This is a genomic window from Ignavibacteriales bacterium (assembly GCA_016214905.1).
Lineage (GTDB): Bacteria > Bacteroidota > Ignavibacteria > UBA10030 > SZUA-254 > PNNN01.
In genome coordinates, this window is record JACRMQ010000008.1 from 42,263 (window position 1) to 59,744 (window position 17,482).

Sequence of the window (17,482 nt, forward strand, 5' to 3'; positions counted from 1 at the left end):
GTTTGATGTTAAAAAGCTTTGAGCAGTGAGCTTTGAGTATGTAGAATCAGTTCAATCATTTCACTTCATCAACTCAACTTTAACATTAGAACCCTTTTTCAGGATCAACGCTTCTACCGGGAAATGAATTAAACAATTGGCATCTGCCATTCCGCTGAGCATATGAGAACCTTGCCCTTTTGTTGGTGTAACAACTATTTCATTTCTCGAATTGGCTGTAAGCAATCCACGCACTAATTCAAGTCGACCTGAACGCTTCTTTAGCTCCTCATCCAATTTCGCGCATAATATTATCGGCTGATGTTTATTTTCCCCCATCATCTTTCTGATAGCCGGTTTTACTATTTGATTGAAGATGAGCAGCGAAGCTACAGGATTTCCGGGCAAGCCGAAAATAAGCTTCTTTCCTTTTACTCCGAAGTAAGTCGGCTTTCCAGGCTTAATGGCGATTCGCCAGAATATTTTCTTAATCTTTAATTTATCAAATATTCCCTGCACGTAATCATACTCACCCACTGAGATTCCACCAGAGACGAGTAATAGATCCGATTTCTTTAAACCGAGTCTAATCTTTTTCAACAATTCAGCTTTATTGTCTTTAGCAATACCTAAATTAATTGCATCAATATCCATTTGTCTCAATGAGGAGGAAAGAGTATAAAAATTTGAATCGTAGATTTGTCCGAATTTTAATTTCTTTCCTATTTCAACAAGTTCGTTGCCCGTTACCAGGACAGCGACTCTTGGTTTTTTAAAAACTCTGATCTTTTTAATTCCTAACGAAGTCAACAATCCAACAACCGAAGGACTGATTTGTGTATACTTCGGAAGGATCATTTTCCCTTTTCTAAATTCTTCACCTTTGTATCGAAAATTATCTCCTAATTTTGGCGAGGTATAAAAGAAGATAGTGATTCCTTCCTTTTTTGTAAATTCTTTCATCACCACAGCATCGATGCCAGAAGGAATTGGTGCACCGGTTAAAATTCGTAAACATTCGCCTCGATGTATTTTAATTTTCGAAGAATCACCTGCTTTAATTTCACCAACTAACTTTAGCGCCGCGGGATTTTCATCGTTTGCATTTATGAGGTCTGCGATCTTGACACCATAACTATCCACGGCTGAAGAAGTAAATCTCGGAAGATCGGAAATTGCGGATAGATCCTTAGCTAAAAATAATCCCAAAGAATCTTCGATGTTGACGACTTCGGTGCCAATACCACCGGAATACTTCAGCACTAACCGTAATGCGCTATTATAATCTGTTAACATTGTAATTATTCGATTTGCATTGTTTAGTGAGTTTCCATCCACAGCATTTTAAATGCGTGTAATAACGGCGGAAAAAGTGCGTCGAGAGATTCGGTAACACCTTTCTTTGAACCCGGCAGATTTACAATAATTGTTTTGCCGCGAATACCGGCTTTACCTCGCGAGAGCATTGAGTATGGCGTACGTTCTTGCCCGTAAACGCGCATCGCTTCAGGAATTCCGGGAATTTCTCTTTCGATTACTCCCATGGTTGCTTCGGGAGAAAAATCCCTCGGACTGAATCCTGTGCCTCCGGTTGTCATAACCAAATCGAGCTTCATATCATCCGAGTAATCGATTAATTTCGATTTAATCGTTTCTGCATCATCGGGGATAATGGAATAATCAGCTACAATAATTCCATGTTTAACTAATCTGTCTTGAATTATTTTTCCAGACTCATCGCTTTTCTTTCCCGCAGAAATAGAATCCGACATTACAAGCACCGCGGCACGCAAAGGTTTTTTGAATTCAGTTTTAAAATCAGACTTGCCACCTTTTTTACTGATGAGTTTGATAGATAAAATTTCCATTTCTTCATCAAACATTTTCATCATGTCGTAAAGTGTAAGAACGGCAACGGATGCAGCCATCAGCGCTTCCATCTCAACGCCGGTTTTGTAAATCGCTTTTACTGTAATTGTAACATCAATTTTCTTATCCCCCAACTCAAAATCGACACCAACATAATCAACAGGGATCGGGTGACAGTAAGGAATAATCTGACTCGCGTTTTTTGCTGATTGAACAGCAGCTACTTTTGCAACAGAAAGGGGATCGCCTTTGGGGATTTTATTTTGATGGATGAGTTCAATAGTATTGTTTGATAATTTGAGCGTCGCGCGCGCAACCGCAGTCCTCAGTGTTTTAGTTTTATTTGAGATATCGATCATAATGCTGATTCACTGTTAGTTGTAATTAGGATTTTATATTTAGTACCGTTTTTACTTTTTAATTTTTACTATTTAATTGATATTAACCACCTATTTGTATCATGCTTCTATTTTCAATTTTTACTAATTCTTCCGAAACAGGATGTTCAAATTGTTTTTGCAGAACAGCCGAGCGAATTATTTTTTCAATTGATTCATCGGATCGATTGCTTCGTAACGCAGAATGCAAATTAATTTCTGCTTGATGAAAAAGACAAGACTTGATGGAGCCATCAGCAGTCAGTCTGATTCTGTTACAGGTTCCACAGAAATGATCTGACATCGATGTAATGAAACTAACCGTTCCAACAAACCCATCAATCCAAAAATCTTTTGTTACCGAATTTTCAGACTGAGATTCCACAGGTTGCAATTCAAACTTCTTATCAATAGTTTCCATCATCTGTTGAAATGAAACAAATTTTGCCCGATTCCACTGATTAAACTTGAACGGCATATATTCAATGAAGCGGACATTGATCGGTTTTCCTCTCACAAATTCGATAAAATCCAGGAGCTCATCGTCGTTGATACCCCCCATGACTACCATATTCAATTTCAGTGGTTGAAAACCCGTTTCAAGCGAAGCATATATTCCATCAATGACATCATCGAAATGTTGCCTGCCTGAAATCATTTCGAACCGCGAAGGTCTAAGAGAATCTAGACTGACATTCAAATTGGTAAGTCCAGCTTGTTTCAATTCCCTGGCAAATGATTTTAGCAAAACTCCGTTTGTCGTCATGCCGATAATCTGAATTCCGGGAATGGCTGATAATCTATGGATGAGCCTTGGTAAATCTTTTCTCACAAGCGGTTCACCACCGGTCAAGCGAATCTTCTTCACTCCCATCAACGCAAATATTCTCGTCAGGCGCTCAACCTCATCGAATGTAAGTATCTCACTCCGCTCCTTTAACCGTATACCTTGCGGTGGTATGCAATAGCTGCAACGAAGATTACACCTATCCGTTACTGAAATACGGAGATAATCGTGCTTGCGGTTATATGTATCTGTCAGATGAGTCATTTGATAATGGATATTTGATGTTCGATATTCGTTATTAATTATTCGACATTAATTCTGCTATCATTAAAATAAAAATCCCCATCTCTTATGGAAAGGACGGGGAGTTAGACATTGCATCATTGTTTCATCGAATCATTAGACCAATGTTACAATGTTAAAATGAATAAATGATAAGATTATTTATCTCTCCTTTCCAAGTCGGGTGGCAATACCGTTTCTAGTATTACCGTTTTCCAATCTTATTCGTATGAGTAAGACGGGAAGAGTTTACGAACTCATCGATCCTGATTCCATATTCAAATACTTGAACTTAGGAAGCGGGACTCGGAGTAATTTACAAAGAACGAACTTTCTCAAATATAATACATTTAAGAAAGCTTAACAACCTTCTTTTTTCTTCTTTTTGCCTGCCGTCGGAGCGGATCCTCCGGTCGGCATTTCAAGTTTCGGCATCGGTTTTTTCGAAGATACTTCTTCCGTAGCGCCGCCGACTTGCGGCGAGCCGCCGAAGAATTTGCTCACTTCTTTCATTTTTTCGAATGCGGTGGTTTGTTCAGGAGTTGCGTTTTGTGCAAGTTTTGGGAAAAGAATTTTATCTGCCCATTCTTCCAACCCACCGAACAGCATGTATACAGCTTTATATCCATTTGCCCTTAACAACATCCACGCTTGAGCTGAATGGATACCGCCTTCCGAGTATAAAACAATTTTTTCATTCCGTAATAACGGATATTGATTCAACTCTGCTAACGGAACTAGTTCTGCTGAGGGAATATGGTACTCGTTGAATTCTTTTTCTGTTCTGAGATCGAGTAGTTTAAAATCGCTCTTTCCCTGAATTATCCAATCGGCAAGCTCTTCTGCAGATACGTGGTCAACTGTTTTGTCCACGATGAGCGACAACTCTTTAGTATCCAATGTAACAGAGCTTCCACGGTAAGGATTACCTGCAAATATCGCGATTAATCCAAGAATAAATGCCAGCAGGGCAAGTTTTTTATTCAACGAAAGTTTTGGAAAAAAGTTTTTCACGATTACGGCTCCACTATTTTATTACCAAGTTTTTTTTCTGCCCATTCAGCGGCGGCAAATCCACCTATTGCCATCATGACAACGGCAAATACTAAAATTCCATATGGAATATTGAATAATTGTGAAAGTGTAATCTGCCCCATCGGTGTGGAGTTGTAGAAATTGCTTACAAGCGGGAAGATTTCACCGAAGATGAATATACCGACAACAATACCGAGTAAGTAGACCATTCCGTCTATCTTTCCGGTGACGGCTGAAACACACGAAGTGCCTGGACAATACCCACCGATCACAAATCCGAATCCTAAAAGTAATCCGCCGATTGTTTGTGGAACGATGTATGTTGGATTCAAGTAAACCAATGATAAATCCATCCAACCGATCACTGATAAATAATAAATACCGACCATCGCCGTAATGATTGCCGTGAACATTACTTTGAAAACCGTGAGATCATTGAAGTAAAATTGAGCCGCCAATTTACGTCCATTACCGAATCCTGCCCTCTCTAAGAAAAATCCGAATCCGATACCAATAACAAATGCAATAACTAAACTAACATCATCGCCGAATAATCCATATTTAAAAAAAGGTGTGTTCATCTCCATTGTCTCCTAAAAAAGTATGCAAACATATAAGCACCACCAAAAACAGCAAGTATAAATGCCCAACTGCCGACGTTCAGAACGGCGCCCCCAGTCAGCGCCTGACCGCTTGTGCAACCACGAGCAAGTTTTGCACCGATACCCATTATTGCCCCACCGACAAATGCATAGAGTAATCTGCCGCTGACAGAAATGTGAGGACCTTTCTCGACTGTCTTTTTAATTCTTCCCGCAAGCGCGCCGGAAATAAATCCACCGGCTAATACTCCAAGCACTTCGAAAACGAGCCAGTCTTTCAACGGACTTTTTGTTGTATCAGCAAGATATTCATTGTAAAATTCATTTGCCTTCGCATGTTCGGGAGCGATTGCACTGACACCTGTTGCTACAAGCGAGGAGAATGCGCCTGACGCGCCAAGCCCGCGCCCCATGATAACGTACGATAAAAGAAGCACGAGTCCCAAACCCATACCGGAAAGATACGGATTCCAGTATGGCTTTGGACCGTGTTGAACTTCGTTTGATGTTGATGACATAATATTATCCTTTATTAATCCTTCGTTAAATACTAAATCCTAATTTCGAAATACGAAACAATTTCCAATATCAAAATTCTAAAATGCAGCATCTACCCAGTGCGTATACTGTCCAGCGTAAACAATCACAAACCTCAAAACTAATCCACCCACAATTACCATGATCGGCGCTATTGGAGTATGTTTGATTTTATGATTCACTGCCAATAGTTGTAATATCAACGGAATCACAATTCCAATTCCTAATACAAATACCCAGAATGCAGGTGCATATAATCCACTCAAAAGTACAAGAGCCGATTGAATATGTACTTTTGTTGATGTTAGCATTCCGATTATAAATAAACCGATAACGAATATTTCAAGTATTAAAAAACCGTTATCAGCTTTTGCAAGCAACTCTCTTTCCTCAACTCTCTTTGCAACCATGTGAACGAACGCTGATGCGGCAGATAATCCTGATACTAAGAATAAAAGCCAGAGCATCGAACTGTTCCACAAAGGGCGCGCACCTAACGCGCTTAATAATACTCCGGTATAGATTCCAAGCAATCCACCCAGCAACATATTGACGACACCAATATTTTTCACTGCATATTTATGCTGCTGGAGTTTTTCGGAAATCCCAACCATCCATGGAAATTTCCTCGAAAAATATTCAGGCACGTTGACCAAGAAACTGGCAATCATAGTTGGATAAACAACGATTAATATCCACGCACCCCACGACATAGGCGAGGTAGCTTTGAATGTTAAATACAATCTCCACGTGTATAGCTTATGCTCAAGATCGAGGAACAATGCAAACATGCCTGCGCTCAGAATTATCATTCCTAATAACGGAAGCGATCGGCACACACATGCTTTGTCTTTGTATTTTCCTTTGAAAATGAAATAACCGGTAATGATCATCATCCCGGCAACCAATCCGCCTATAAAAAGATAAACCGGAATTTCCCATCCCCAGATGTGGAGTGACGGATCGACCAATTCGTTATGACGTGTTGTTGTATACTCGTTCATATCACCTCACACTAAATAAAACATTTGTGGTTTTGTTCCTGCTTCTGGAATCAATGAATGATTTTTTCTTGATGCAAGAAGCTTGCTTACCTGACTGTTCGGATCGTCTAAATCTCCGAAGTACATGCAATGGGTCGGACAAACCGAAACACAAGCAGGATCCAATCCCCTCTCAACCCGGTGAACGCAGAAAGTACATTTGTCCGCGTAACCTTCGGGATGAATAAACCTTGCATCATACGGACACGATGCGAGGCATGCCTTGCAACCTATACATAAATCGTGAGTTACGAGAACTATGCCGCCAAGATCGTGCACATGACTTGCCCCTGTGGGACAGCAATAAACACACGGAGGATTATCGCAATGGTTACAACGTTCAGTTCTGATTTCCATATGAAGATCAGGATTTTTACCGCGTACATCCTGCACTATCCAATCGCGGTTGAATGCTTCGGGAACATCGTTTTCTGTTTTACATGCAACAACACAATCCATGCAGCCGACGCATTTTTTCGTATCAATCACCATTCCAAATCGTGCCATGATTATCCCTCCATCTCGATTGTTACGAAATTCACATTCATGCCGGTTCCTCCCATAAGCGGATCGGTTTCGAAACGTGTCAGCAGTTGCGAATCACTTGCTCCTTTTCCGAATGCATGTTTCAATCCCTTCGCGGTATGACCGAAACCGTGCACCATGTAAATACAATCCTGCCTGATTCTTTCCGTCACTTTAACTTTTACTTTATTGCTCACCACTCCATCCTGATTTTTTAATTTGATATACTCGCCGCTCTTTAAGCCGTAACGCTCGGCGATGTTTGCATTCAACCAAACTTCATTCTCCGGCATCGCATCGGATAAAATTCTGTTGCTCTGGGTTCGGCTAAAAGAATGAACCGGCGCTCTGCCGTACAATAATCTGAACGAACCAGCCGGTCCGCCTGCTGGTCGTTTATATTTCGGAACAGGATCGAAACCTGCTTGTTGAAGTTGAAGTGAAAAGAATTCTATCTTTCCTGAAGGAGTTGGGAATTCCGCAGGCACACCTTCATCAAAATAATTCGGCTGGTTGGCTCCGAGTATGATGCCGTTCTTTTTCAGCTCATCAAAACTTAATCCCGCGGCGGTTATGCGATGGTTGATGTACTCTTCGACATCTTTCCATGGATAATAATTCCCAAATCCTAATTTCTCCGCAAGTTTCTTCGCGATCCACCAGTTTGGCTTTTGCTCATGCGGCGATTCAACTACCGGCTGACGCAAAGCAACAAACGAATCACGGAACCACTCGACATTGATATCATCGTACCGCTCAAGATAAACCGATTCGGGAAGCACAACGTCTGCCCATCCTGCAATCTCGCTCGGAATTACATCAACCACAACCATCAAATCTAAATTCTGAATTGCTTGTTTTGTAATATCTTCGTTTGGTAATGCCTGAAGAAGATTCGTTGCATAAACAAACCATCCCTTGATCGGATATGGATTTCCTGTAAGAGTAGCTTCACGAATTCCGGTGGTAATCGCTTCATGTGCGAACGGATATTTTTTATTGGGATTATCGACTTTCTCTTTCGCAGGAGTTGGATATGCCGGATACGGATAACCGGGAACATCCATATTTACCGGATAATAGAATCCGCCTTTTCTTCCCCAGCTTCCCATGAGCGCGTTCAGCAATGCAATTGCTCTACTGCGCTGTGCATCGTCGCCGTACCAGGTAACGTGCCTGCCGGGATGAATTAGCGTTGCCGGTTTGTACCGTGCCATCTCACGTGCGGTTGCTCGAATCAGTTTCGGCTCGATCCCTGTTTCCGGATAAGCCCACTCAGGAGTGTAAGATAAAATCTCCGCCTTGAACTGCTCAAATCCGAATCCGTATTTCTCAACGTACTCTTTGTCATACAGATTTTCAGAAACAATAACATTCATCCATGCAAGAAGCAGCGCGAGATCGGTTCCGGGTTTTATGGGTAGATAATATTTTGCTTTACTCGCGGCAACCGAGAAGCGCGGATCGACAACTATAATCGAGGCATCGTTCTGTACCGCATCGGCAAATTCCTGTGCCTGAGTATTGTGCATATTCTCGCCAAGGTGGCTTCCAATAAGCACTAGACATTGCGAGTTTTTAATATCTGTTCGTTCCGGCGAACTGACATCTTCGCCGTACGTAAGTTTGAAACCGACATCTCTTGGTCCTCGGCATTGCGCAAACGATGGTGCCGCAAAGTTGATAGCACCGTAAGCTTTCAAAGTGTGTTTTAGAAAATTCACGCCAATACCATGACTGAATAACGCCATCGATTCAGCTCCGTACTGAGATTTTATTTTTTGCATTTTATCGGCGATGTAACCGAGGGCTTCATCCCACGTGACTTCTTTCCACATCTCTTCTCCGCGTTCTTGAGTACGAATTAACGGCGAGCGCAATCTATCCGGGTCATAATGTGCACCGATACCTCCGGTGCCACGCGGACACAACCGACCTCTGCTAAGAGGATCAAGAGGATTACCTTCAACTTTCCACAGTTTGCCGTTGCGGAGATAAGCTATCGCTCCGCATTTCCAGAAACATATATCGCAAAAGGTTGGAATTTTTTGGATACCTTTTTGCTTTGCAGCATCAGAAGTTTCGATTGCTTTTGATATGGTTCCTACTGCTGCTGCCGCGGCTATTGTAGCGCCGGATATTTTTAAAAATTTTCTTCTAGATAGTGGATTCATATTTTTCAGTTATCCCTATAATTCTATTTTTAATTGAAGTACAATCGAAAGCTTCTTTATAGACAGGGCACGACCTGCAATCGCGTGTATCGCAACTGTTTTTCGGATGATCGAAAGTCCAGCATGCTTTGGTATGATTTCTAAATGCTTCACAATGCTCGCGGTCTTGCTGCGAACAATTTACTATTTCCCAGCAAGGAATCAGAGCGTGGATTCGTTGTAGGCCTGCTATGCCGATTTTTTCTTCGTTGATAGCACGGCGGATACATTTCAACCGCTCAATATCCGACTGCGAGTAAAGGCGATGACTCGATTCTTTTTGGAACGGCAGGATTAATCCGGCGCGCTCGTACATCCTCACTGTATGTACGGAGATTCCAAGCATCTTCGCCGCAGTGCTTATTGAATAGAGTGGTGTATCCTGATTTTGAATTATTTCTGATCTCATAAAAAAATTAAAGTTTCATGGTAGGCCTATCGAACCATGACCTAATGATTTAAAATTATGCCTCGATCCGTGTAGGGGGATCATAGTTGGTATTTATAAATATCAACTATTATGCCAGCGATAAATGTAGGATTTTGATTGAAAAGATTGGAAATTTGAAAGATTTTAAAGATTGTTTTTCAAAATGGAAAATGGTGTTCGGGACGGAGTTTCAGAATTGATTTTCTTAAAGTAACCTAACCCCATTCTCTTCATCGTTATGCTTGGGATATATTTCCTCAGAAACACTAGTGACAAAGCAAAATTATAGTGACCAGAGAGTTCTAAGAATTTGGTTTACTCAATTTTTTACCATCTCCACTATCGCATCAAGCGCGCGGCTGTCTTCCGTTTGTCCTAACCAAAATATTGCCGATTTTCGAACCTCAACACTTGGATGTGATCTTGCAATTTTTATCAGCGATGGTATCGATTCTTCATCGTCAAGCTGGCTGATTGCAAACACCACCTGCTTTTGCACTTCTGTATCGTCATCGTTTTGTATTATATCTTCAATAACAGCGACAGCTTTTTCACTCGCCCTTTGACTGAGCCAGAATATCGCTTTATTTCTAACATTACGATTTTCGGCTTTGCGTGCTAATTTAACCAACGAATCGGTTGCATTTTTATTTTCCATTTCACTCACAGAAAAAACAGCTTTTTCCATCACATCCTCCGATTTGTCTTTTTGTGCCGCTTGCATCAGAGCTGTTAATGCGGCATCCGTATTTTGCTGTCCGATCCAAAAAGCAGATTCTTCACGAATAGAATTCTTATAATCACCAATCAAAATTTCTTTAAGAAATAAAAATCCTTTTTCGCCCGGATCATGAATCCCGGCAGCCCGCACTATATCTTCCTGAATTTCAATCGAATAATGATCGTTGAATTGATCAACCAGAAAAGAAACACTCTCTTCATTATCGAAACTGTTCAGCCATATCAACGGATCGTTTTTAAGAGTCACCTTCAAAGAGAGGTTGCTTATTTTAATCTCGTCAAAAATCTTGTTTCCAGTTCGATCAAAATGAAAAAGGATTCCAACTTCCTTTTCGATCTTCCTGTTGTTTCCATTACTATTTCCGATAGAAACATTTCCTTCGATAATTTGGCAATCATTATCACCAATTTTTATTTCGTCGATGTTTTTGATTTGCACGCCTGAGATAACCTCGGCGAGTGAAGGACGATTCCGTCTATCATCGGAAGAATAAGAACCGATGAATGAATTTTCTTCCATCGATTTTTTAATACTATAACCAATCCAGTATCCATCCCGATAACCCTTTGTTATCGCTTCTTTATGAACTTGATCGAAGTATTCTTCAATATTTTTTTGAACAATCGTTTGTCCGAATACGCCAAAACAAAACGCTGATACTAAGAGCAATAATAATATCACTGACCAAGCTGAATTTTTCATAATCACTCCTTGGGCTTGCCTTCTAAAATTTCAACAAGTGCAGCGCGGGCTTTCTCGGTTCCTATTTGTCCGAGGGCGGTTACTGCCGCGCTCCGTATTTTTCTATCTGTACCTTTTTTAGCGACGTCGGTTAGCACCGGAACCGCCTCGTCGTTTTCACAGTTACCGAGCGCCATGATTGCTACCTGCTGCAAATCTGGATCATGACTTTCTTGAAGTATCTTTACAAGAACTTTAACTGCCGCGGGATTATCTTCATTTGCAATTTGATAAATCGCCTGCCTCTGTATTTCGGGTGATTTTGTTTTTTCAATAATCGTGAGCATCAGGTCTGCATTTTTTCCTTCGGATGCGTTGTTAAGCGCATAGAGAGCAGTTTTTGCTATCTTTTCATCTGTATGGCTAATAGCGATATCAACTAAAAAATTTCTTACCGATTCGCCGCCGTGATTTCCCAAACTGTAAAGAGCAGCCTCCTGAACTTTTTCTTCTTTGCTTGTGCGAAACAGTTCTTTGAGAACCGCGAATGCTTCTTCGTTATCAATGTTGCCGAGAGAATAAGTTGCGGTAACCCGAAGTTTTTCATCCTCACCCGATAACGCCGCTTCTTTGAGCGTGCTGAGCGCAATTTCATCATCACGGTTGACAAGTGAATACATCGCGGCTTCACGCGCTCCGCGGTGCTTCGATTCTTTCATAACTCTCAGCAATTCCTTTGAAGCTTCTTTCGTATCAACATTACTTAGTGCGTAAGTGGCAGCTTTGGCAACCTCCACATCATTATCGGTGCGGGCTAATTCGCCGAGAAACGGAGCAATCCCCGCTTCATCCGTATTGCCCAAAGAATAAAGAGCGGCAGTTCTAATATCAACATCAGTATTCGATTTGATGATTTGCTTAAGATATCCAACCGCATCGTCACCGCCTGCATTTGCGAGAGCATATATAGCATCTTTCCTGATTTTAGGATTCGGATCTTTTGTTGCTATCTCATTTAATTTTTTTCGGCTTTCAGGTTTTTCAATGTTCCCAAGCATGTAAACAATGTTCGATCTTAATTTATCGCTCTTTGTATTATCATAAAGCGATGCGAGTGTTGGAAGTGATTTTTGATCTTCCATATTACTTAGCGCGTACAGTGCGGCAAGTTTTACCTCTTCATCTTCGTTTTCATCCATCCCGCGAACTATATCCTTATACTGCGGCTTCCCTTCTTTCGCAAGCTGTGATGCCAGGCTCAGCATTGCCGATTTTGCGTCTTTAGCCCACTTGCTATGTGAATACGATTTTAGAAAGTCCTGATAGCATTGGAAAACAGTTTCTCTGTTATCGCCTAATTTATCTTTTGTGAAGCACTGCCAGTAACGCGCGGCATCGGCGTAATTACTTTTTGGATATTGACGGTAATAATCGGTAAAAGCTTTTTGTGCCTCTGTCCATTTCTCGTCTAGTATAAATCCGTATGCCTTCTCGTAATCTTTCATCGCTTCTTTTTGTTTCGATTCTTGCCCGCTCATGATATTAACCATGACTGTTATGATGGTTATCATCATTAAAAATCTTTTAAATGTGAATTTATTGTTTGTCATTTTTATTTCTCCAATTATAATTTAGTGTTTTCAGATTTATCGTTAGACGATTCGCGAACCGCAGATTTAATTTCTTCAACATTGATCTTAAACAAGATCGATTTTTGATCAACACCCCTTTTCACCATCTCAACGGCAGGTACACCAGGCTTCACTTCGATGTTAGCAAGCTGCATAAGTATAATTTCAAGATCGCCGATAAGCTGTTTTAGCTGCTGCTGATCGGGTTTATCAAGCGCGGTTTTTAAATAACTCGCCCTTTGAATTAATTGCCTTGAAATTTTTTGCTGCTTTGAAAATGTAACTTCGGAGTATCCGTTATCGTTTGCGTTCATTACGCCCAGAAGTAAACCTTTCGATTTGCTAAGATACACAAGCGCCTGAGTGGTAACAGAATCTACGTCATTCTTGGAAACAACCGGATTTTGAACAATAATTTTATCAGTGTTTGGATTTGACAACCAAACTGTCCGCCCGATAAAAATTCCGACAACGATAAGTAGCACAGCAGCAATACCGTATGCCCATGATGGAATTTGAGACGGATGGAATTGGAATTTTTCTTTGAGTGGTGCCGGTTTGATTTCCTTCAGATCCGAATTAATTTTACCATGAACAGCTTTCCAGTGCAACTCCCAGTCGATTTCATTTAGATTAACACCCTCGCGCTTATTCATGATATTAACGGTGTCTTGCATTTTTTCATATTGTGCTGAGCAACCTTTGCATGATACTATGTGTGCTTCAAATTCCGCTTTTGAATCCTGAGTAAGCTCATCATAAAGAGCTTCGACTATTTTATCCTGACATTGTTTGCAATTCATGATCATTTTCCTTCCAATCCTAAATCTTTTTTATAGAATGCTAATTCCTGCTGTAACTTCTGAAGCGCGCGAAAAAGAAGTGTCTTCACCGTGCCATCTGCTATCTCCAGTGTTTTCGCAATCTGTTTAAGAGAAAGATCGTGATAGTGACGCAAAACGAATACTGATCTCTCGCGCGGTGTAAGCTGCTTCAATGCTTTCTCAATATTTTCTTGAATGATTGAGGAATCCGTTATTTTATCGGGTGCGATATTTGTGGAATGACAGGCATTTTTATTCTCACTGTTTTCTATCTCTTCCTGCTTTTTCATTACCTTTGTTGCACCTGATTTATGATGATCGTAACAACTGTTTACCGTGATTCGATACAGCCAGGAACTCCATTTTGAATCGCCGCGGAATTTATTCAACGAGCGATATGCTTTTAGAAACACTTCCTGTGAAAGATCTTCAGCATCATGACGATTGCTCGTGAGATCGTACGCGAGACGGAACACATTTACTCTCGCACTCTCCACAAGCAGGCGGAATGATTCCATGTCGCCGCGCTGTGCGCGGTTGATCAGTTCCCGCTCGTCTGTCATTGCTTTTCCTTCATTCATTACTTAAGACGAAAGTTGTATATCGAAAGTTTACATTTATAATTATTCTTGAAAGAAGGACGAAATATCAGATTACATCTGAATAAATGTCGTTAAAGAGATGCAATCAACAATTTAATTGCCGCTATTATCAGTACAACGCCGAGTAATCTTCTTAGGGTTTGATTTGAAAATTTCTTTGCTCCCCATATCGAGCCAACGAATCCTCCCAAAATTGCTGCCGCCATGAATGGCATAAATGCGGCGGTTGAAAATCTGCCGTCAATAATTCTTCCGCCAATTCCTGAAATGGAATTGACGACAATAAATAGTGCCGCTGTTGCGGCGGTAAATTTGGGATCAGCCCATTTCATTAGCAATATTATCGGACTCAGAAAAATACCACCGCCAACTCCAACGATTCCCGATATGAAACCGATCAATCCGCCTGCAGGTAACGCAATTATCGGATGTGGCTTTTTGTAAATTGGTTCGCCTGCAGTTACAGTTTCAGATTTAATTACTAAACGCAACGACGCCACAATAAGCGCGAGCGCAAGCAACACACCATAATAATTTTTTGGAACGGATAACATGCCTCCGATAAAAGAGAGGGGAATTGAAGTCAACAAAAACGGAATAGTGAGTTTTGCAGAATAATACCCTGATCGGAAATAAGAGTAAAATGCAATTCCGGCTACTACGATATTTACGAGCAATGCGGTTGAAGCCATTTCATCCGGTTTGAATGCCATGAATGATAAAACCGCCAGATACCCCGATGCGCCACCATGCCCCACCGAAGAGTAAAGCACGGCGATAATAAAAAATATGAGTGAAATTAAAAGTATGATTGAGATATCCATAAGGATAATAATATAAAAATTTATCGGATATTTTCTTGCTCGATAAAATCACGCCAATCGGTCAGTTACATTCGACATTTGAATTACGCTAATTTAAATTCTGAATGCAATTGCCGATCAAACAATCGCCGCATCTTCCTTCCATGCAATAGAATTTATAAAGTTGGATCGCGCCCTGCTGTAACATCGCGGAATCTAGCTTAAGTTTCCCTCTGACAATCTGTTGATCAATCGTTTTAGTTATCGTGTTCCCCGCAGATGCGGGAGATAATTCTAAAAGTTTGATTGCCCCATGGCGTACATCTTTATCTTTAAATATCCTTGCGTAAAGCATCAATACCGGAACGACAGCATTCAGCATTATATCGTCTGCCCGGTTTTTACCGATGAGTGTCATAATTTCTTTACCGGCTATTTCTCCAAATCTGTAGTGCGTTTTCCAAAACCGATCTGCACACACAACAAACATTGTTTGAATTATTCGATATTTATCCTTTTCATCAGTCTCATTGTTTTTTATTGTTTGAATAACCGGTTTGAATAAACCCTTCTGAATAATTGTATTGAGCAGCCGAGCCGCTGCCGCGATTCGCACCGTTGGGAAATTATCGGGGCGCAACCTGAAGAACTGCCAATCTGAACTTCTCAAAGATTTATTTTTAATATTTAAATTATATTTTTTCCGGATCGTCCTCAGCAACCGAATATAATTTTTACTTTCCAAGTCCATATCTTTTTTCGGAACGGGAAGCAAATCTGCCGCTCCGATAAGTATCGATTGAATAATAACCTCATGATGTTCAGGGCATGAGTTGATAAAGATATCGTTGATGAATTTTAATCTGACATTTCGCGCCAGACGAAGAAACGACTCTTGGTTTTTTGAATAACCGAGTGCTTCCATCACTCCTTCATAAAGCATCTGATCCCAGTATTTAATATTCCGGTAATCACCGGCTGAATATTTCTGGGCCGGTGACGGAAGCTCATCCGGATTAAGACCGAACGGAACATCTCCATAATTTGGTGGGGGTTCTTTGATCTGAAAACGATCTTCATTTATGAGTTCTTTAATCCGTTCTTCAAAACGCCTAACCTTCAACTCCATTCGCTCGATGCTTAACTTATTGAGAAACTTTCTTATCAATGATTCTTCCACGTCTATATTCTTCTCATAGCATTTTAAAGTCCGCAAGCGTTCAGACCTTTCATCGAGAATCATTTTCCCCCAGATGGAACGCAACGTGGAATTTAATTGCTTTTCCAATGACAAAATTGGAATTCGTCTTTTACTTTTTGTTAACGTTGATGATATTTCAGGATCGGCGCTGAAGACTACATGCAAAATAACCGAGTTGTACTTCGGATCTTTGTGATGACCGTGCGTTAACCAATCATTGCTTCGTTGATGAATTTCGACATCACCCCGATACATTACACCGTTTATGCGTAGAACAGAGTTCATATAATCGGGGCCGGCATCGCTGTTTGATTGACCGGTTGAAATAATTTGAACAGGTTGGTTATCGGTGGTTTTTAATTTCAACGCCGAAAATTGTTGATTCGTCCAGAGCTGTTTCAGAAACCGTTCCGGAATATTGTAAGTTGGATTTTTTGATTTCATGTATCCTCCTCATGAAATATTATTTATCCGAAATATTTTTCCCTGATTAAATTAATTTCTTTTTTAATTTTAATTGCTTCTTCACGTGCCTTTACAGCAAAGTTATCATCGCTTGAAGCGAAGATGATTCCACGACTAACGTTGATAAGCGCCAGTAAACCATTTTTATCACAACCATTACGTATTGTCGCTTCCATGTCACCTTTTTGCGCACCGATGCCGGGAATTAACAACGGCATTTCCGGAATCATTTCGCGAATACGTTTTAATTCGTCCGGGTGAGTGGCGCCCGCCACAAGGCCGATATTTTTCTTTACATTCCAGCCGGTGGCTTTCGCGACCACGTGCTCGTATAGCGGTCTGCCGTTCACATCTAAATATTGAAAATCGTGCGAACCGGGATTGGATGTTATAGCGAGAATGAACGCGCAGTGGTTTTCATCTTTTATGAACGGTTCGATCGAATCCTTTCCCATGTAAGGATTCACTGTGGCAGAATCGAATTTCCAATCATCAAAAATAATTTTCGCATATTGCTCGGCAGTATTCCCAATATCTCCACGCTTACCATCCGCGATTGTGATAATTTCCTTTGGAATTAACTCCAAAGTTTTATGTATTGTCTCATACCCACGCTCACCGGCAGATTCATAGAATGCAAGATTAAGTTTATAAGCACACGCAAAATCGGACGTGGCTTCAATTATATGCCTATTAAACTCAAGTTGTGGATTGTTGGTGCTTTGGAGTAATGTCGGAATTTTAGAGACATCTGTATCGAGTCCGATACAGAGTAAAGATTTATTTTTATTTTGAATAAACTTTAATTTCTCCAGAAATCTCATTGTGGTTTCACTCTCTTTTTCATTATTCCG

Annotated in this window: 17 protein-coding genes and 1 riboswitch; all 17 genes read right to left on the reverse strand. The window is 40.7% G+C overall.

Going from position 1 to position 17,482, the window contains the following annotated elements; genetic code table 11:
- Window positions 1–60: 60 nt before the first annotated feature.
- On the reverse strand, window positions 61–1,275 hold the full coding sequence (locus HZB59_13075) for a molybdopterin molybdotransferase MoeA (protein MBI5022361.1): 1,215 nt from the start codon (window positions 1,273–1,275) through the stop codon (window positions 61–63).
- A gap of 23 nt (window positions 1,276–1,298) precedes the next feature.
- On the reverse strand, window positions 1,299–2,207 hold the full coding sequence (locus HZB59_13080; GenBank protein MBI5022362.1) for a bifunctional molybdenum cofactor biosynthesis protein MoaC/MoaB: 909 nt from the start codon (window positions 2,205–2,207) through the stop codon (window positions 1,299–1,301).
- Window positions 2,208–2,289: 82 nt separating this feature from the next.
- Window positions 2,290–3,276: a GTP 3',8-cyclase MoaA gene (moaA, locus tag HZB59_13085; GenBank protein ID MBI5022363.1), complete on the reverse strand. Its 987-nt coding sequence runs from the start codon at window positions 3,274–3,276 to the stop codon at window positions 2,290–2,292.
- Between the two features lie 170 nt (window positions 3,277–3,446).
- Window positions 3,447–3,618: riboswitch (molybdenum cofactor riboswitch) on the reverse strand.
- A 36-nt stretch (window positions 3,619–3,654) separates the two neighbouring features.
- Window positions 3,655–4,308 (reverse strand): rhodanese-like domain-containing protein, encoded by a 654-nt coding sequence (locus HZB59_13090; protein ID MBI5022364.1) that lies wholly within the window; start codon window positions 4,306–4,308, stop codon window positions 3,655–3,657.
- A gap of 2 nt (window positions 4,309–4,310) precedes the next feature.
- Window positions 4,311–4,910 carry a YeeE/YedE family protein gene (locus tag HZB59_13095; protein ID MBI5022365.1) on the reverse strand — a complete coding sequence of 200 codons (600 nt, stop codon included), beginning with the start codon at window positions 4,908–4,910 and terminating at the stop codon, window positions 4,311–4,313.
- A complete protein-coding gene (locus tag HZB59_13100) occupies window positions 4,907–5,449 on the reverse strand; it encodes a YeeE/YedE family protein (protein MBI5022366.1) in 543 nt (180 codons plus the stop codon). The genes HZB59_13095 and HZB59_13100 overlap by 4 nt, the downstream gene beginning before the upstream one ends.
- A 78-nt stretch (window positions 5,450–5,527) precedes the next feature.
- Entirely contained in the window at window positions 5,528–6,472 is a 945-nt protein-coding gene (nrfD, locus tag HZB59_13105; protein ID MBI5022367.1) for a polysulfide reductase NrfD, read from the reverse strand.
- A gap of 6 nt (window positions 6,473–6,478) precedes the next feature.
- Window positions 6,479–7,018 carry a 4Fe-4S dicluster domain-containing protein gene (locus HZB59_13110; protein MBI5022368.1) on the reverse strand — a complete coding sequence of 180 codons (540 nt, stop codon included), beginning with the start codon at window positions 7,016–7,018 and terminating at the stop codon, window positions 6,479–6,481.
- Window positions 7,019–7,020: 2 nt separating this feature from the next.
- Window positions 7,021–9,210, reverse strand: a complete 2,190-nt coding sequence (locus HZB59_13115) for a molybdopterin-dependent oxidoreductase (protein MBI5022369.1) — start codon at window positions 9,208–9,210, stop codon at window positions 7,021–7,023.
- Window positions 9,194–9,658, reverse strand: a complete 465-nt coding sequence (locus tag HZB59_13120; GenBank protein MBI5022370.1) for a MerR family transcriptional regulator — start codon at window positions 9,656–9,658, stop codon at window positions 9,194–9,196. The genes HZB59_13115 and HZB59_13120 overlap by 17 nt, the downstream gene beginning before the upstream one ends.
- Before the next feature lie 340 nt (window positions 9,659–9,998).
- A complete protein-coding gene (locus HZB59_13125; GenBank protein ID MBI5022371.1) occupies window positions 9,999–11,123 on the reverse strand; it encodes a HEAT repeat domain-containing protein in 1,125 nt (374 codons plus the stop codon).
- Between the two features lie 2 nt (window positions 11,124–11,125).
- A complete protein-coding gene (locus HZB59_13130; protein ID MBI5022372.1) occupies window positions 11,126–12,712 on the reverse strand; it encodes a HEAT repeat domain-containing protein in 1,587 nt (528 codons plus the stop codon).
- A 14-nt stretch (window positions 12,713–12,726) separates the two neighbouring features.
- Window positions 12,727–13,536 (reverse strand): zf-HC2 domain-containing protein, encoded by an 810-nt coding sequence (locus HZB59_13135; GenBank protein MBI5022373.1) that lies wholly within the window; start codon window positions 13,534–13,536, stop codon window positions 12,727–12,729.
- Window positions 13,537–13,538: 2 nt separating this feature from the next.
- Complete coding sequence (locus tag HZB59_13140) at window positions 13,539–14,138, reverse strand: RNA polymerase sigma factor (protein ID MBI5022374.1); 600 nt, start codon at window positions 14,136–14,138, stop codon at window positions 13,539–13,541.
- A 92-nt stretch (window positions 14,139–14,230) separates the two neighbouring features.
- Window positions 14,231–14,983 carry a sulfite exporter TauE/SafE family protein gene (locus HZB59_13145; GenBank protein ID MBI5022375.1) on the reverse strand — a complete coding sequence of 251 codons (753 nt, stop codon included), beginning with the start codon at window positions 14,981–14,983 and terminating at the stop codon, window positions 14,231–14,233.
- An 88-nt stretch (window positions 14,984–15,071) separates the two neighbouring features.
- Window positions 15,072–16,607, reverse strand: coding sequence for a DUF2851 family protein (locus tag HZB59_13150; GenBank protein ID MBI5022376.1), 1,536 nt, complete (start codon window positions 16,605–16,607; stop codon window positions 15,072–15,074).
- A gap of 23 nt (window positions 16,608–16,630) precedes the next feature.
- Window positions 16,631–17,452: an orotidine-5'-phosphate decarboxylase gene (gene pyrF / locus HZB59_13155; GenBank protein ID MBI5022377.1), complete on the reverse strand. Its 822-nt coding sequence runs from the start codon at window positions 17,450–17,452 to the stop codon at window positions 16,631–16,633.
- Between the last annotated feature and the right edge of the window lie 30 nt (window positions 17,453–17,482).

Bases quoted from the DNA above. Each gene is read 5' to 3' on its own strand.
- HZB59_13150 (MBI5022376.1), bottom strand. From the start codon at position 16,607: ATGAAATCAAAAAATCCAACTTACAATATTCCGGAACGGTTTCTGAAA.
- HZB59_13095 (MBI5022365.1), bottom strand. From the start codon at position 4,910: ATGAACACACCTTTTTTTAAATATGGATTATTCGGCGATGATGTTAGT.
- HZB59_13110 (MBI5022368.1), bottom strand. From the start codon at position 7,018: ATGGCACGATTTGGAATGGTGATTGATACGAAAAAATGCGTCGGCTGC.
- HZB59_13120 (MBI5022370.1), bottom strand. From the start codon at position 9,658: ATGAGATCAGAAATAATTCAAAATCAGGATACACCACTCTATTCAATA.
- nrfD (MBI5022367.1), bottom strand. From the start codon at position 6,472: ATGAACGAGTATACAACAACACGTCATAACGAATTGGTCGATCCGTCA.
- HZB59_13080 (MBI5022362.1), bottom strand. From the start codon at position 2,207: ATGATCGATATCTCAAATAAAACTAAAACACTGAGGACTGCGGTTGCG.
- HZB59_13135 (MBI5022373.1), bottom strand. From the start codon at position 13,536: ATGAATTGCAAACAATGTCAGGATAAAATAGTCGAAGCTCTTTATGAT.
- HZB59_13140 (MBI5022374.1), bottom strand. From the start codon at position 14,138: ATGAATGAAGGAAAAGCAATGACAGACGAGCGGGAACTGATCAACCGC.
- HZB59_13130 (MBI5022372.1), bottom strand. From the start codon at position 12,712: ATGACAAACAATAAATTCACATTTAAAAGATTTTTAATGATGATAACC.
- moaA (MBI5022363.1), bottom strand. From the start codon at position 3,276: ATGACTCATCTGACAGATACATATAACCGCAAGCACGATTATCTCCGT.
- HZB59_13145 (MBI5022375.1), bottom strand. From the start codon at position 14,983: ATGGATATCTCAATCATACTTTTAATTTCACTCATATTTTTTATTATC.
- HZB59_13075 (MBI5022361.1), bottom strand. From the start codon at position 1,275: ATGTTAACAGATTATAATAGCGCATTACGGTTAGTGCTGAAGTATTCC.
- HZB59_13115 (MBI5022369.1), bottom strand. From the start codon at position 9,210: ATGAATCCACTATCTAGAAGAAAATTTTTAAAAATATCCGGCGCTACA.
- pyrF (MBI5022377.1), bottom strand. From the start codon at position 17,452: ATGAGATTTCTGGAGAAATTAAAGTTTATTCAAAATAAAAATAAATCT.
- HZB59_13100 (MBI5022366.1), bottom strand. From the start codon at position 5,449: ATGTCATCAACATCAAACGAAGTTCAACACGGTCCAAAGCCATACTGG.
- HZB59_13125 (MBI5022371.1), bottom strand. From the start codon at position 11,123: ATGAAAAATTCAGCTTGGTCAGTGATATTATTATTGCTCTTAGTATCA.